Annotated in this window: 17 protein-coding genes; 4 read left to right on the top strand and 13 right to left on the bottom strand. The window is 66.0% G+C overall.

The genetic code is table 11. The features are described from left to right. Positions 1-81: 81 nt before the first annotated feature. Entirely contained in the window at positions 82-447 is a 366-nt protein-coding gene (locus B4383_RS02525; RefSeq protein ID WP_078288630.1) for a DUF4873 domain-containing protein, read from the top strand. A 12-nt stretch (positions 448-459) separates the two neighbouring features. On the opposite strand, the gene B4383_RS02520 is transcribed toward B4383_RS02525, so the two are convergent. Then, positions 460-1044: a TetR/AcrR family transcriptional regulator gene (locus B4383_RS02520; protein WP_078288632.1), complete on the bottom strand. Its 585-nt coding sequence runs from the start codon at positions 1042-1044 to the stop codon at positions 460-462. A gap of 65 nt (positions 1045-1109) precedes the next feature. Here B4383_RS02520 and B4383_RS02515 point away from each other — a divergent pair, with 65 nt between their 5' ends. Both B4383_RS02515 and B4383_RS02510 read left to right on the top strand, forming a co-directional pair. Next, positions 1110-1550: a PaaI family thioesterase gene (locus tag B4383_RS02515; protein ID WP_078288634.1), complete on the top strand. Its 441-nt coding sequence runs from the start codon at positions 1110-1112 to the stop codon at positions 1548-1550. Further along, complete coding sequence (locus tag B4383_RS02510) at positions 1550-2113, top strand: TIGR03086 family metal-binding protein (protein WP_078288636.1); 564 nt, start codon at positions 1550-1552, stop codon at positions 2111-2113. Before B4383_RS02515 ends, B4383_RS02510 begins: the two co-directional genes overlap by 1 nt. Positions 2114-2189: 76 nt before the next feature. Here B4383_RS02510 and htpX read toward each other — a convergent pair whose 3' ends face one another. Further along, the gene (gene htpX / locus B4383_RS02505) at positions 2190-3050 is read right to left on the bottom strand and encodes a zinc metalloprotease HtpX (protein WP_078288638.1); all 861 of its coding nucleotides are present in this window, start codon (positions 3048-3050) and stop codon (positions 2190-2192) included. 77 nt (positions 3051-3127) lie between these two features. Beyond that, a complete protein-coding gene (locus B4383_RS02500) occupies positions 3128-4114 on the bottom strand; it encodes a polyprenyl synthetase family protein (RefSeq protein ID WP_078288640.1) in 987 nt (328 codons plus the stop codon). A 38-nt stretch (positions 4115-4152) separates the two neighbouring features. Between B4383_RS02500 and menJ the strand changes: the two genes are divergently transcribed. Then, the gene (gene menJ, locus B4383_RS02495; RefSeq protein WP_078288779.1) at positions 4153-5382 is read left to right on the top strand and encodes a menaquinone reductase; all 1230 of its coding nucleotides are present in this window, start codon (positions 4153-4155) and stop codon (positions 5380-5382) included. Between the two features lie 13 nt (positions 5383-5395). Here menJ and B4383_RS02490 read toward each other — a convergent pair whose 3' ends face one another. The 10 genes from B4383_RS02490 to B4383_RS02440 form a co-directional block, all read right to left on the bottom strand. Beyond that, the gene (locus B4383_RS02490; RefSeq protein WP_078288642.1) at positions 5396-6079 is read right to left on the bottom strand and encodes a demethylmenaquinone methyltransferase; all 684 of its coding nucleotides are present in this window, start codon (positions 6077-6079) and stop codon (positions 5396-5398) included. A gap of 19 nt (positions 6080-6098) precedes the next feature. Beyond that, positions 6099-7241 carry a glycosyltransferase family 1 protein gene (locus B4383_RS02485; protein WP_078288644.1) on the bottom strand — a complete coding sequence of 381 codons (1143 nt, stop codon included), beginning with the start codon at positions 7239-7241 and terminating at the stop codon, positions 6099-6101. 61 nt (positions 7242-7302) lie between these two features. Beyond that, the gene (locus B4383_RS02480) at positions 7303-7743 is read right to left on the bottom strand and encodes a DUF3592 domain-containing protein (protein WP_078288645.1); all 441 of its coding nucleotides are present in this window, start codon (positions 7741-7743) and stop codon (positions 7303-7305) included. Then, on the bottom strand, positions 7740-9362 hold the full coding sequence (gene menD / locus B4383_RS02475) for a 2-succinyl-5-enolpyruvyl-6-hydroxy-3-cyclohexene-1-carboxylic-acid synthase (RefSeq protein WP_078288647.1): 1623 nt from the start codon (positions 9360-9362) through the stop codon (positions 7740-7742). The genes B4383_RS02480 and menD overlap by 4 nt, the downstream gene beginning before the upstream one ends. A gap of 12 nt (positions 9363-9374) precedes the next feature. After that, entirely contained in the window at positions 9375-10211 is an 837-nt protein-coding gene (locus tag B4383_RS02470) for an alpha/beta hydrolase (RefSeq protein WP_078288649.1), read from the bottom strand. A gap of 11 nt (positions 10212-10222) precedes the next feature. Further along, complete coding sequence (locus B4383_RS02465; RefSeq protein ID WP_078288651.1) at positions 10223-11191, bottom strand: o-succinylbenzoate synthase; 969 nt, start codon at positions 11189-11191, stop codon at positions 10223-10225. Positions 11192-11677: 486 nt separating this feature from the next. Beyond that, a complete protein-coding gene (gene dmpG / locus B4383_RS02455; RefSeq protein ID WP_078288653.1) occupies positions 11678-12703 on the bottom strand; it encodes a 4-hydroxy-2-oxovalerate aldolase in 1026 nt (341 codons plus the stop codon). After that, positions 12700-13656 (bottom strand): acetaldehyde dehydrogenase (acetylating), encoded by a 957-nt coding sequence (locus tag B4383_RS02450; RefSeq protein WP_078288655.1) that lies wholly within the window; start codon positions 13654-13656, stop codon positions 12700-12702. Before B4383_RS02450 ends, dmpG begins: the two co-directional genes overlap by 4 nt. 9 nt (positions 13657-13665) lie before the next feature. Then, positions 13666-14454 carry a fumarylacetoacetate hydrolase family protein gene (locus tag B4383_RS02445; RefSeq protein ID WP_078288657.1) on the bottom strand — a complete coding sequence of 263 codons (789 nt, stop codon included), beginning with the start codon at positions 14452-14454 and terminating at the stop codon, positions 13666-13668. Continuing rightward, on the bottom strand, positions 14454-15092 hold the full coding sequence (locus B4383_RS02440; RefSeq protein WP_078288659.1) for a TetR/AcrR family transcriptional regulator: 639 nt from the start codon (positions 15090-15092) through the stop codon (positions 14454-14456). The genes B4383_RS02445 and B4383_RS02440 overlap by 1 nt, the downstream gene beginning before the upstream one ends. Positions 15093-15158 lie beyond the last annotated feature (66 nt).

The following is a 15158-nucleotide window of genomic DNA, read 5'->3' as shown; positions in this document are numbered from 1 at the left end:
ACTCTTTGTTACGAATATGTCAGCGAGTTTGTCGGGACGGCGTCCCGATTGTCAAGAGGCAACCAAGCCGGACGGAGAATCATGAGCCTTCCCCGACAGGACGACACCAACAGCGTCTTCACACACAGCCCGCATGACGATTCGGACTACATCGGCGAGGCAACGGTGAGCGTTCGTGGTGTCGACGTCCCGGTCGAGCTGGAGCTCAAGGGGTACAGCGAGCCGATCGACGGCATTTATCGGTGGATCGGCCGCATCAGGCCGAACGAACAGCTGACCGCGATCATCGGTGACGAGGCACGGGTGAAGGCCACGATTCGCACTTCTCACAGCGCCCGGGATGCCTTCATCGGCGATCCCGACCCATGGAACCGGTACCGAGTGATCGGGAAGAGCACTCCCCCGTTCCACGTCGCCACCGACCTCACGGAAATCGAAGCGGAATAAGGTCTTTCGCCCTCACTGCCGCCGAGCGCGCAGGAGCGAGATCAGTTCATGCTCAACGTCGCGCAGCGGTTGCACCGAGTGCGCGGCCTGCGCCTGCAGTAGCGCCCCCTCGATCGCGCTGACCGTCAGCGAGGCGAGGGACTCGGCGCCATCGGTCACCCCCGAATCCCGGAAGGATTCCGCCAGCCGGGCGCGCATCCCCATAAAGGCATCGTTGGCCGCCGCGCGGATCTGCGCCTCCCCCGGGCCGGCGAGCGCGGCCGCGGCATGCGGGCAACCGGTGTCGAAGTCATGAGTCTCGAGCTGATTGACCCACCAGGCGACGAACTTGGTGATGAGGTACTCGGCGTCTCCGCGGGCCCGCAGCGCGTCGAGGAATCCGTTGGCGAGCTCGGCCGCCGCGAGCTCGGCCGCCGCCAGGAGCTCCGCCTTGCCCTCCGGGAAGTGCTGGTAGATGGAGTTACGCGCGGTGCCGCTGCGTTTGAGCAGGTCAGCAAGGCCCGTCGCGTGCACACCGCGCTCGCGCATCATGACGATCGCGTTGTCTATCAGACGCTGCCGTGGACCCGTCGTCACCCCGGCCTCCTCACTCAGCATGGACCAGTCGGTCCATATCCTGCTACCGTCGGTATGGACCAATCAGTCTACGCGGAAGGGTGGCCATGACCACGGAAATCGAGAATCTGACCGGACTCGAGCTGCTGCGCAGCATGGGCGGGACATCCGATGGGATGCCGCCCATCGGGCGTCTGCTCGGGATGCAGATGGAGGAGATCGAATTCGGCTCGGTGTCCTTCAGCGTGGTGACCCGGCCCGAGTTCGCCAATCCGCTCGGCACTCTGCACGGCGGGATCTGCGCGACGCTGCTCGACTCCGTGTTGGGCTGCGCCGTGCACTCCACTCTGGAGCCCGGAATCGGCTACGGGACACTCGAACTCAAGGTCAACTATGTCCGGACTGTCTCCACGGACGGCGAGCGGCTGATCGCGACGGGCAATGTCCTGCATCCCGGCCGCCGGGTGGCGACGGCAGAGGGCAAGGTGGTCGACTCCCAGGGCAGGCTGGTCGCGCATGGCACCACCACGGTCATGGTGTACCGCTGATGAGCGCGAGCGAAGAAGATCACACGCCGCCGAGGCCCGCCGACGACTTCCTGCGGGCCTCGGCGGCCATCGAGGCACTGATCGCGGCCGTGCGTCCAGACCAATGGGACGCCCCGACGCCCTGTACCGAGTGGAACCTGCGCCAGTTGGTGAACCACCTCGTCGAGGTGAACTACTCCCTGGCAGCGCGCTTCGGCGGGCCCAGCGGCGGCACTGGCGAAGATCCCGTGATCGCATACCAGCAGTCAACGCAGGCGTTGAGTGACGCGCTGACGCTTCCGGGTGTGCTCGAGCAGACCTACCCCGGCCCGTTCGCGCACACCACCGGCGACAGGCAGCTACAGGTCCGCATGGCCGATCTGTTGACCCACGGCTGGGACCTGGCACAGACCACCGGCATTCCCGCGAATCTGCCCGCCGACCTCGTCGAGGACGCATTGGGCTTCGTCGAGAAACGTGCGGGAGCATTCGCGCGGTCCGGCAAGTTCGGCACCCCGCAGCCCGTCGCCGCGAACGCACCGGTACTCGAGAGGCTGGCCGCGCTGAGCGGACGATCCGTCTGACGGCTTCACCGACTGTGAAGCTACCGCGGGATTTTCGCCGAATGTCCGCCGTGGCTTCACGCTCGGCGGCCCAAACTCAGAAGCGGGCCATATCCTCAAGGCGCGCAATGCGATCAGCCATCGGCGGGTGTGTCGAGAACAGCGATGCCACCCGGTCGCCGGCCCGGAACGGGTTGGCGATCATCAGGTGCGACTGGCTGGCCAGCTGTGGTTCCGGTGGCAGCGGAGCAACCTGCACCCCGCCGGAGATCTTCCGCAGCGCGGAGGCCAATGCCAGCGGATCTCCGGTCAGCTCGGCGCCGGACTGGTCGGCCTGATACTCCCGCGAACGGGACACCGCCATCTTCACCACCGTGGCAGCGACCGGACCCAGCATCGAAACCAGGAACAGCGCAAAGGGATTCGGACGGTTCTCGCCCCCACCACCGAAGAAGTTCATGAGCATCGCCATATTGGCCAGCCCCGAGATGACGGCGGCCAGTGCGCCGGCCACACTCGAGATCAGGATGTCGCGGTTGTAGACGTGCGAGAGCTCGTGACCCAGCACCGCGCGCAGCTCACGCTCCGAGAGTAGATCGAGAATGCCGCTCGTGCAGCAGACTGCCGCATTCCTCGGATTACGGCCCGTGGCAAAGGCATTGGGCGCATTGGTGTCGCTGATGTACAACCGCGGCATCGGCTGGCGCGCGACGGTTGCGAGCTCCCGCACGATCCGGTACATCGCGGGCTGCTGCAACTCCGTCACCGGCTGGGCGTGCATCGCACGCAGCGCCAAGGTGTCGCTCTTGAAGTACATGAACGCGTTCATGCCGACGGCGAACACAATGGCCAGCAGCAGGATGCTCTTGCTGTGGAACAGCGAGCCGATGAACACGATCATCGCCGACATGCCGCCGAGCAGCAGCACCGTCTTGAGTCCATTGGCGTGGCCGTGCATGATGTCCCTTCCTTCTAGCTGGTTCACCACGCTAACGAAGGACAGTGCTCCTGGGTTCCGGACGGGTTGCCAGGTACCTAGCCGTGCCGCAGGACGGTGTACTCGATCAGCACGCCCAGCGCGTCGCGGGCAGCGCCCGGGGGCAACTCCACCAGCTCGGCCTTGGCGCGGTCGGCATATTCGATGACGACGGACTTGGCCGCCACGAGTCCATGGGAGGCCCGCAGCAGCATCAATGCCTCGTCCACCTCGGCATCGTCGGTAATGGGCGCGGTCAGCAAGGTACGCAGCCGATCGGCATCGGTGCCGGTATCGCGCAAGGCGTACAGCATGGGCAAGGTGTGCACCCCCTCACGCAGATCTGTGCCGGGTGTCTTGCCCGACTCGTCCGTGAGGCTCTCGATATCGATGATGTCGTCGGAGATCTGGAAGGCGGTCCCGACGATGGCGCCCAGGCGGCTCAGCCGTTCGATCTGCTCGTCATCGCACCGGGAGGTCATCGCACCGAACCGCCCCGCCGCCGCGATCAAGGATCCAGTCTTCTCGTGGATCACCTTGAGATAGTGCTCGGTCTCATCGCCGCCCTCGGGTACCCCGACGGTTTCCCGCATCTGGCCAGTGACGAGCTCGGCGAAGGTCTCGGCGACGATCCGCACGGCCGTGGGACCGAGCCGCGACACCAGCCGCGAGGCTGTGGCCAGCAGATAGTCCCCGGCGAGGATCGCCACATTGTTACCCCACCGCGCGTTGGCGCTGGGCACGCCACGACGCTTCTGCGCCTCGTCCATGACGTCGTCGTGGTACAGCGTGGCCAGGTGAATGAGCTCGCACACTGCTCCCGCGAGAATCACCTCGTCGTTGTCCGGATCCGGTCCGGTCTGGGCGGCTAGCACCGTGAACAGCGGGCGGAAGCGCTTACCGCCGGCGTGGAAAAGATGCAGCACAGACTCCGTCAACAGCGGGTCGGACTGCCCCAGCTCGGACACGATGAGCGCTTCGATGGCGGCCAAATGGTCGCGCACCTTCGCGGCGAATACGGGATCGCCAAGATCAACTCCGGCCACCGTGGTCGAGTTACTCACCGGTCCAACATACTGTGAAGGTGCAGACCTCAGCGGACCTGGTCGTCGTCGGTGCCGGACCAGCCGGATCGGCGGCCGCGGCGTGGGCGGCGCGATCCGGGCGTGAGGTGGTCCTGGTCGACTCGGCGGTGTTCCCCCGGGACAAGACCTGCGGCGACGGACTGACCCCCCGCGCCGTCGAACAACTTGAGCTACTCGGTCTCGGACCATGGCTCGACGAACACATCCGATACCGGGGTCTGCGCCTGCACGGGTTCGGCGGCAATATCGAAGTTCCTTGGCCAGGTCCATCTTTCGGCGGTACCGGCAGCGCGGTGCGTCGCACCGAGCTGGACGACAAGATCCGGCAGGTGGCGGTGGACTCCGGGGCCACCATGGCCGAGTCCACCAAGGCCGTTGACGTGGAACGTGACTCGGCGGGCCGAGTGACCTCCGTCCGGGTGCTCGACAACAGCGGACCCGGTGAGATTGCCTGCAAGGCCGTGATCGTCGCCGACGGAGTGCGCTCCCCTCTCGGGAAAGTCCTTGGGCGTGAGTGGCATAAGGACACCGTGTACGCCGTCGCGGGGCGCGCGTACATCGAGTCGGCGCGCGGCGACGAGGAATGGATGACCTCGCATCTGGAGCTGCGTTCCCCCGAGGGCGATGTGTTACCCGGATACGGCTGGATTTTCCCGTTGGGTGGCGGGCAGATCAACATCGGTGTCGGCGCACTCGCCACCTCGAAACGCCCCGCCGATGCGGCGTTGCGTCCACTCATCGAGTACTACACGGAGCTGCGGCGCGAGGACTTCGGACTCAGTGGAAGCCTGCACTCCATCGCCTCGGCGCTGCTGCCGATGGGCGGGGCGGTGTCCGGCGTCGCGGGTCCCAACTGGATGCTCATCGGCGACGCCGCGGCATGCGTCAATCCGCTCAATGGCGAGGGCATCGACTACGGGCTGGAGACCGGGCACCTGGCCGCCGAGGTGCTCGACGCCAACGACTACTCACAGCTGTGGCCGGAACTGCTGCGGGACCGCTACGGCCAGTCGTTCTCAATTGCTCGACGCCTCGCGGCGCTGCTGACCCTGCCGCGCTTCCTGCCCCTCATGGGCCCGGTCGGCATGCGTTCTCAGGTACTGATGCGAATTGCCGTACGGCTCATGGGAAATCTCGTAACCGACGAAGACCATGACGCGATTGCGCGCGTCTGGCGAGTGGCGGGCGGCGGCTCGCGACGTCTCGACGCGCGTCCGCCGTTCAGCTGATAGCCGATCGCGGTTAGAGCGCCGCTACATGCAGGGCAACGATGCCGCCAGTGAGATTGCGCCACCGCACATTCGACCAGCCCGCCGAGATGATCTGCTGAGCCAGCGCCTCCTGATCGGGCCATGCCCGGATCGATTCGGCCAGGTACACGTACGCGTCCGGATTGCTGCTGACGGCGCGCGCCACCGACGGCAGCGCCTTCATCAGGTACTCCATGTACAGCGTGCGGAAAGGCCGGTTGACCGGAGTCGAGAATTCGCACACCGCAAGGCGGCCACCGGGTTTGGTGACGCGAGCCATCTCGCGCAGCCCTTCCACGTGATCGACCACATTGCGCAGACCGAAGCTGATGGTCACCGCGTCAAACGAGTGATCCGCGAACGGCAGCCGTGTCGCGTCCCCGGCGACCTTGGGTACATCGCGACGCGCACCGGCCTTGAGCATGCCGACAGAGAAATCCGCCGCCACACACCAGGCACCGGACTGGGTGAGCTCTGCCGTCGAGACCGCGGTCCCCGCGGCGATGTCGAGCACCCTGTCCCCGGCCTTCAGCTTCAGCGATTCGCGGGTGGCGCGGCGCCAGGCACGGTCCCGGCCAAAGGACAACACCGTATTGGTGATGTCGTATCGCTTGGCCACCGCGTCAAACATGGACGCGACCTCGTGCGGGTCCTTTTCCAGGGTGGCGCGGTTCATACCGTGACGGTACAGCGCACTAGGCCGTCATGATGCCGCGGCCCAGCGTGGTACCCGCCGCGGCGGCGTAGTGCTCGAGCAGCTCATCGCAGATGGCGGGCCATGTGCGCGACAGCACACCCCGGCGCGCGGCCGCCGAGAATCGGCTGCGCGTTGCCGGTTGCACCAGGTGATCAACCGCCATGCCGAGGCGTGCCTCGAAGTCGGCCACCGGCAGCAGCATTCCGTTGCGACCCGGGATAACCAGGTCGCGCGGACCGCCGGCATCCGGCGCGATGGCAGGAACACCGCTGGCCAGCGCCTCCTGCACCGCCTGACAGAAGGTCTCATGCTCGCCCGGGTGGATGAAGACGTCGAGGCTGGCGTATGCCCGCGACAGCGCCGATCCGGTCAACTCACCGGTGAAAATTGCTGTGGGCATAAGCTTTTCAAGAGCGTCCCGCTCTACGCCGCCACCCACGATGACGAGCCGCATGTCGTCGCGTTCGGCCAGCACGGCCAGACGCTCCACATGCTTCTCGGGGGCGAGCCGCCCGACGAACCCGATGATCGGCTTGCCCTCGGGCGACCAGGATCGACGCAGCTGCTCGTCGCGCGCCGAGGGTGCGAAGCGTTCGATGTCCACACCGCGTGACCACCGGAACACCCGCGGGATGCCATGTGCAGCAAGACCTTCCATGGCGGACGAAGATGGGGCCAACGTGCGGTCGGCCCGGCCGTGCAAGTGCTTGGTCCAGCGCCAGGCAGCGCGAGCGGCGAACCCGGCGCCATAGCTGTCGGCGAACCCGGCCACATCGGTCTGGTAGACGGCGACGGTGGGGATGTCGAGATGCTGCGCGGCGCGCAGTCCCCCGTATCCCAGGACGAACGGCGAGGCCAGGTGCACCACATCGGGCGCGAAATCACGAAGGATTCGCACCATGCGCGGCTGCGGCACACCTAACGGCAGGGTGCTCACCTTGGGAAACATGATGGCCGGCACCCGGTGCACGGGCACGCCGTCGTGTTCGGCACCGGCGGGGGGCTGTCCGCGGGGGGTGTCCGGTGCAATGACGACGGCCTCATGCCCGGTGCGGCGGAGGTGTTCCAGTACCCGCAGCACCGAGTTGGAGACTCCGTTGACGTTCGGCAAAAACGACTCGGCGACGATCGCGATGCGCACACTGAGAGCATGTCAGCGTCACTTAGCAGTTAGGTTGCCCCCAGGCATACGTCACGCAAACTTAAGCGTGAACGGGTGCCGGACTTCGGCGCTGCATCCGGGCAAGCCCCAGCAGTATCGTCCCGGCGACCAACCACACCACGACAATGATGGACCCGGCGGGGACAATCGATAACGATGCGTTACGTCCTTGCACGCGAACCAAATCCGGGTTGGATGTGTCGTACTCGACGTAGATGCGCATACCCGGGCTGAGCTCAGAGGGGTAGAGAACGCCCAATTCGGGCCGATACGTGACTCGTTCGGGTGTGACGAACTCGATGGTGGACCGCCGTGGCCCGGCGCTGAGTACCTCGGCCAGCGCGACACCCATATCCCGTTCGATGGCATTGTCGTTTCGCCAGGCCCCGGCGACCAGCAGCAGTGACTGCAGCGTCATCAGTCCCGCCAGCACCAGCACCACGATCCGGACTCTCTTGATGACGCGGGAGCGCCGCTTCATAGGGCGGCCCTGATGGCCGCATGCAGCTCGCGCAGGGTGGAGCGGTCGGCCTTGACCTCCAGAACCCTGATGCCACCGGCCGGTTCGTCCAGCGCAGGGCCGAGTTCCTCCACCGAGATGGATCGTGAATCCACGTGGTAGGCCCGGCACAGCGCCGCGATATCAACGTCATGCGGGGTGCCGAAGATGCGGGAGGAAACGTCGCGAAATCGCGGGTCGCCCTGCTCCAGCAGTTCGAAGATGCCGCCGCCGTTGTCATTTGAGACCACGATGGTCAGGTTCTCGGGGCGCGGCTCGGTCGGCCCGATCAGCAGACCCGAGCTGTCGTGTACGAAGGTGAGATCGCCGATCAAGGCCACGGTGCGGCCCCCCTTGTGCGCCAGCGCCGCACCGATCGCGGTCGATACCGTGCCGTCGATGCCGGCGACACCCCGATTGGAGCGCACGCGAACGTCTTTGGCCCCCCACGGAACGAGCGCGGCATCGCGTACCGCGTTGGACGCACCGAGCACCAGCTGGTCACCATCGCGCAATGACCCACACACCGTTGCCGCCACGTGCAGACCCGTGGTCAGCGGGTGAGTACCCAACTGCCCGCGCACCGCATCGAGCGCCTTCTGGTGCGCGTGCGCGCACCGTTGCAGCCATGCGGCATCCGGCTTACCGGAGATGATGGCACGGGTTCCGGTGGCCTGCGAGTTGCCGGACACATCGGGCCAGCGCGGGCCGGTGGTCAACGCGTACACCGGAATCCGGTTGTCCGCCAACAGCGATGACACCTGCCGGTGCAGGGTCGGCCGGCCCAACATGATCACCTGTTGCGGATGCAGCAGGGCGAGCGCCAGCGGATGCACCGGGTTGTCGGGTTGGGGCGCCGTCGGTTCGGCCACCGTGGGCAACATCGCCAGGTTGGCGTGTGCGGGCGCGCCATGGCCCGCGATCACCACGGTGTCAGGACTCAGATCGATCTCGACGGGTTCGTCGAACGTCACGTCCGGGGTGTATGTCCAGGGCACCCCGCCGGGGCGGCCCGCAGGGATCGGCCCTCCATCGCGATCGGGCACAAGCGGTTCCCGTAGCGGGATGTCGAACTGTACGGGGCCGGCATTGGCGGTACGCGACCCCTTGGCAGCGGCCAGGACTCGGCAGGTCGCGGAACGCCAGTGCGGGTTCTGCGCCTCGATCTTCTCCGAACCGTCTTCCGCCAGGCCGAGACTGATCGCGGCGCGCACCTGGGTACCGAAGTAGCCGAGCTGCTCCATCGTCTGGTTGGCGCCGGTGCCGAGCAGTTCGTAGGGGCGGTTGGCAGACAACACAATCAGCGGAACCCGCGCGTAGTTGGCCTCCACCACCGCGGGGCCGAGATTAGCTACCGCCGTTCCGGACGTCATCGCCACCGGAACCGGGGCGCCGCTGGCGGCGGCCAGCCCGACGGCCAGGAAGCCCGCGGTGCGTTCGTCGATACGCACGTGCAGCCGCAACCGCCCGGCCTTGTCCGCATCGTGCAATGCAAAGGCCAGCGGGGCATTGCGCGACCCGGGACACAGCACCACATCCCGGACTCCGCCGCGGATGAGCTCGTCGACGACGGCATGGGCCTGAGCGGTCGACGGGTTCATGCCATCAGGGTGTCATACCGCCTGAGAGGCGCTCAAAAAGAACTCCAGGATCACGCGGTTGACCTCATCGGGGCGTTCGATGAAGCCCAGATGCCCGGCGTCGGCAATCTCGACGTACTTGCCGCCCGGGATGGCATCGGCCACCTCACGGCCAAGGTAGGGCGGCAGGGTCATATCGTCGCTGAACCCGATGACCAGTGACGGGACGGTGATCCCCGCGTACGCACCGGGCCGGTCGGGGGCGGGTATGGCGCTGCGCTGGTGATCGATGCCACCCGAGGCCGGCTCGGGCCACAGCGTGAACATATCGATCCAGTCCTTGATCGCGGCATCGTTGTTCAGAGTCTTCGGCGAGAAGTTCAACAACAGGCGCATGGCCGCCTGGTAGGACGCCGGCACCTCGGCACCCGATGCGGACAGCTCGAGCTCGGCCTTGCGGAAGAACGACCGCGTGGAATCCTCGCGCCCCCGGGTCCCCATGAACACCGCGGCGGTCACCAGATCCGGGCGGGTGAGCGTGAGCTCCTGGGCGATGAGCGCCCCCATGGAGAACCCGACCAGACGGGCCGGGGCCGCACCGAGATCCTCGATGAGCGCTGCGGCATCGGCCACCATGTCCTGCAGGGTGAAGCCATCGGCGCACTCGGTGGTCGGCGGTATCCCCCGGTTGTTGAAGGTGATCGTGCGATATCCCGCGGCGCGGAATGCTGGTACCTGATGAAGGTGCCAGCTGCGCCCCGCGCCACCGCGCCCGGAAATAAAGACGACGGGATCACCGGAGGCGCCGAGCGCCAGGGGCCCACGATCGTCGTAACTGATCTGGATGCCGTTGATGTTCGCGAGAGGCACGGTGACTGAACCTACCGGTTCAACAGTGGATAGCAGTCGGCCACTCGGCGCCGCCACCAGTCGCGCCGGTCGGCAGGCGCGGCAAGCGCCGCCAGCCGCGCCGGGTCGGGGGTGAACGACGCCACCGTCAAGTAACCGTTCTCGGGTGCCGGGGCCTCGGCCACGTCCTCGACGAAAAACCCTCCGGTTCCCAGCCCACAGGCATGCTCCAGCACCGGCAGTGCCGCGGCCGTACGCAGACCGATGCCGATGCCCACCGCGCTGTCCAGAGCGCTGGAGATCACCACGGGCATACCGATCCGTTCCGCGATGTCCAGCAGCGCGGTCACCCCACCGAGCGGGGCCACCTTGAGCACCGCGACATCGGCCGCACCCGCCCGGGCAACACGCAACGGATCACTTGCCCGCCTGATGCTTTCGTCAGCGGCGATCGGTACATCCGGGAGGCGGCGGCGCACCTCGGCGAGTTCCTCGACGGTGGCGCAGGGCTGTTCGGCGTACTCGAGAGCGCCGTCGCGGGTCAGCGCGGTCAGCGCCTGGATGGCCTGCTCGACGGTCCAGCCCCCGTTGGCATCCACCCGCACGGTGGGCATCTGCGCGCGGACCGCTTCGACACGGGCGACATCGTCGTCGAGGGTCTGCCCGGGTTCGGCCACCTTGACCTTGGCGGTGCGGGCGCCCGGGAAGCGGGTCAGCACCTCGGGCACGTCCGCGGCGGACACCGCGGGCACCGTCGCGTTGACGGGTATGCGGGCGCGCCGGGCGGCGGGAAGCTCGGTGTACGCGGCCTCGATGGCGGCCCCCAGCCAGGCAGAGGCCTCGGGCGGGTCGTACTCGGGAAAGGCACCGAACTCGCCCCAACCGGCCGAACCCTCGATAAGGGCGATCTCACGGGTAGTGATGCCGCGGAATCGCACCCGCATGGGCAATGCGACGACGTGCAGCCGGTCGAGCACATCGTCTAACGCGGGCAGCTCCACAACAGCGATCGTCGCACGCCAGGACGAAGCGAGGTGACCGGTACTCCCCCAGCTCGGCGACCGTTCGGTTGTGAAAGTAGTCGTCCTCGCTCAGCACGCTGGTGCTTCCCGGTGGAACGCGGAACAATACATAGTCGGTTGATTCGATAGACATCGTGATCCACGTGCACCCCACAAAGGTCAGCGCGCCATGCGTCACGATGGCCCGGTGACGGCAGCGACTCTCTAGGATCACCCGGGTGGCCTCGTAGACCCGTTGCGGAAAAATGCTTTTGGTCTTCGCCCCGGCGATCCCCTCATCGTGTGCCATCCGGTCGCCCACCGCGGGCGGCGGCACGGACCTCCTGTCCAGCCGCTCCTGGGGCCTGGCTCGGCTTCGCGATAGGTCAGGCCGTGGGACTGGATCGCTGTGGGAGCGGCCGGCGGCAGTTTTTGCAACGAGATGAGCGTGGGAACTCGTGGGCCTGAGGGGAAAGTTTTGCCAGTTCACTGCGGGGCAGAACGCACCGGTGCGGTCAGATCGAGGGCGATATCGACGAGCATGTCCTCTTGACCACCCACCATGCCGCGCCGGCCGGCCTCCTCGATGATGGTGCGAGCGTCGAGACCGTAGCGAGCCGCCGCGGCCTCGGCATGGCGAAGGAAGCTGGAGTACACGCCGGCATAGCCCAGACTGAGAGTTTCGCGGTCAACGCGCACCGGCCGGTCTTGCAGCGGACGGACGATGTCGTCGGCGGCGTCCTGCAGCGCGTGCAGGTCACAACCGTGTTGCCAGCCCATCCGGTTCGCGGTGGCGACGAAGACTTCCAGCGGTGCGTTGCCCGCACCGGCGCCCATGCCGGTCAGCGAGGCGTCGACCCGGCGAGCGCCGTGCTCGACTGCCACGATGGAGTTCGCCACGCCCAGCGCGAGGTTGTGATGGGCGTGGATTCCGATGGCGGTGGTCGGCAGCAGGGTCTGGGCCAGTGCGTCGACACGTTCGGCGACATCACGCATAGTCATGGCGCCACCTGAGTCCACGATGTAGACGCAGGTCGCGCCGTAGTTCTCCATGAGCTTTGCCTGTTCGGCGAGTGCGTGCGGTGTGGTCATATGGCTCATCATCAGAAAGCCGACGGTGTCTATATCCAGCTCACGTGCTGCCGCGATGTGTTGGGCAGCGATGTCGGCTTCGGTGCAGTGTGTGGCGACGCGGACGATGCTTGCTCCGGCGCGGTGGGCATCCTTCAATCTCTGCACACTCCCGATGCCGGGAAGCAGCAGTGTCGCGACTTTGGCGCGGTGCACGGCAGTGGCCACTGCCTCAATCCATTCAATGTCGGTGTGGGCGCCGAATCCGTAGATGCAACTCGATCCGCCCAACCCGTCACCGTGGGCGACTTCGATGGAGTCGACGCCGGCGGCGTCAAGTGCACTGGCGATGGCGACTGCCTGGCGGATGCTGTACTGGTGGCGGATGGCGTGCATGCCGTCGCGTAGCGTGACGTCACTGATGTAGAGGTCATGAATCATGAGGCGAATCCTGCGATCTCGGTGTCTACAGCGGCGACCCGTTCGGCGGTGGACTTGGCCGCCGATGTCATGATGTCGAGGTTGCCCGCGTAGGCAGGCAGGTAGTGCGCTGCACCCGCGACTTCCAACATAACGGTCACCCGTGTACCTGTGAAATTGCCGATCTCTGGTATGTAGAGCGCGTTGCGGCTGCCGAACGTCTCGAACTGCACCCGCTGTTTGAGTCGATACCCGGGAACATAGGCGCCGACCTTGGCGACCATGTCCTCGACCGCCTCCTCAATGACCGCGTGGTCTGCGTCGCCGTCGACAAGGCAGTAGACGGTGTTACGCATCAAGACCGGCGGGTCAGCCGGGTTGAGGACCATCACGGCTTTGCCCCGCCGGGCGCCGCCCACCACTTCCAGTGCCGCAGAGGTGGTTTCGGTGAACTCATCGATGTTCGCCCGGGTTCCGGGGCCTGCTGATCTCGCCGAGATCGCGGATACAATCTCTGCGTAGGAGACGGTGCCAGCCTGCCCCACGGCGGAGACGATGGGCACGGTGGCCTGCCCGCCGCAGGTAACCATGTTCAAGTTGTGTTCGTCGACATGCTCGTCAAGGTTGACCACCGGCACACAGTAGGGACCCAGCGCCGCCGGGGTGAGGTCGAGCACCCGCACTCCGGTGTTCTGCAGCATGTTCCAGTTGACGCGGTGAGCGCTCGCCGATGTCGCGTCGAACACAATTCGAACTCCGTCGAACTCAGGCATCGTAAGAAGGCCGTCGATCCCGTCGGATGAGGTGGCTATGCCCAGGCGTCGTGCTCGGGCCAATCCGTCTGATTCCGGGTCGATGCCGACCATCGCAGCCATGGTCAACGGCCCGTCACTGCGCATGATCTTGATCATGAGATCGGTACCGATGTTGCCTGAGCCGATGACAGCAACCGGCCACTGATGTTGTGTTGTCATGTCAATCCTTCAGCTGAACCTGAGCGAGACCGCGCCGAGCCCAGTGATATTGGCAGTGGCGGTGTCGCCTGCGTGGATGAAGCGCGCGGACGTGAACGAGCCAGACATCACGAACTGTCCTGGCTCGATGGCTACCGAGAATGCGGCCAGTGCGTTGGCGAGCCAGGCCACTGCCGCAGCTGGGTCACCCATCACCGCTGCCCCCGCACCGGTATCAGTTTCGACTCCGTTGATCAGCAGTGATGCGCAGAGCCCAGGCAGATCGAAGTTGCGGCGGTAGGGCACCCAAGTGCCTAGAACCATCACGCCGGAGCTGGCGTTGTCGGCGACGGTATCAGGAAAGGTGATCCGCCAGTCCGCGATGCGACTGTCGACGATTTCCAGTGCCGCGGCCACCGACTCTGTGGCCTCATACACCTCTTCGACGGTGACGTGGGGTCCGCGCAGTGGAGCTCGGAGCAGGAACGCCACCTCGGGTTCCACACGGGGAGCACAGAACTGGTCGGCCGCGACGACAGCGTTGTCGGGCACGACCATGTCGTCAAGGATGTAGCCGAAATCAGGCTGATCGACCCCGAGAAGCTGTTGCATTGCCGCCGAGGTCAACCCGACCTTGTGGCCAATGACGACGCGCCCTTGCTTTAGCCTGCGGGCTAGGTTGACTCGCTGAACTGCGTAGGCGTCGTCCTGGTTGAATCCAGGATAGGACTCGGTGAGCGGCGGAGCCGGGACCCGGCTGTTCTGCGCCGTCTCCAACACCGTCGCGGCGTTGTTGATCATGTTGTCACTCAATGCCATTAGTGCGTGTCCTGACTGGCCATGCGATGTGCGAGCCCGTATAGCGACAGCGCGTGCTGTTCGAACATCGCCACCAAATCGAGGGCGTCGCCATCGATCTCCTTGGCGATAAACAGTCCGTCGGCGCCGGCAACCGCATAGGTTGACAGTTGACGGAGTTGGGCCGCAGTGAGCCCGGGCACGAGATCGGCGACTGCGGAGGAAACGTTCTTGACCGCATGAGCGCGCACCTCCAGAAACATCGACCGCGCGCGAGGTTCGACAGGGCGTCGCTCCAGCGACAGCATCAGGCCCAGTCGCAAGAAGTCCGGCGAATCCGAAAGCGCCTTAGCGATCTGGGTCACCATAGCCACCAGCCGTTCTTGTGGCGATCCCTCGTCGGGTAATTGCCAGCTTCGCAACCAGTCGTGGTAGCTCCGCTCGATCACTGCGGCGATCAGGTCGTCCTTGTCTTTGAAATGCCAGTAGATCGAACTCGCCGGCAGCCCGCACTTGGCGCTGACCGCGGCGATACCGGTGCCCTCGTACCCGCGTTCGGCCGCTATCTCCGCGGCAGCGTCGACGATTCGCGCGCGCGATGCCGCGCCGTCGAGCCTGCGCCGCTGGGCGTTCTGGCGTTGCGGCTTGTCGGTTGGCATGGTGACGCTCCTCATGTTCAGGGGGTTGACGTGGTGTCCCTAACACCCTACCGTATCGATCACTAC

Source organism: Mycobacterium sp. D16R24 (assembly GCF_002013385.1).
Taxonomy (GTDB): domain Bacteria; phylum Actinomycetota; class Actinomycetes; order Mycobacteriales; family Mycobacteriaceae; genus Mycobacterium.
Note: the sequence above shows the minus strand (reverse complement) of the source record. Positions and strands in the feature narration are given on the sequence as shown.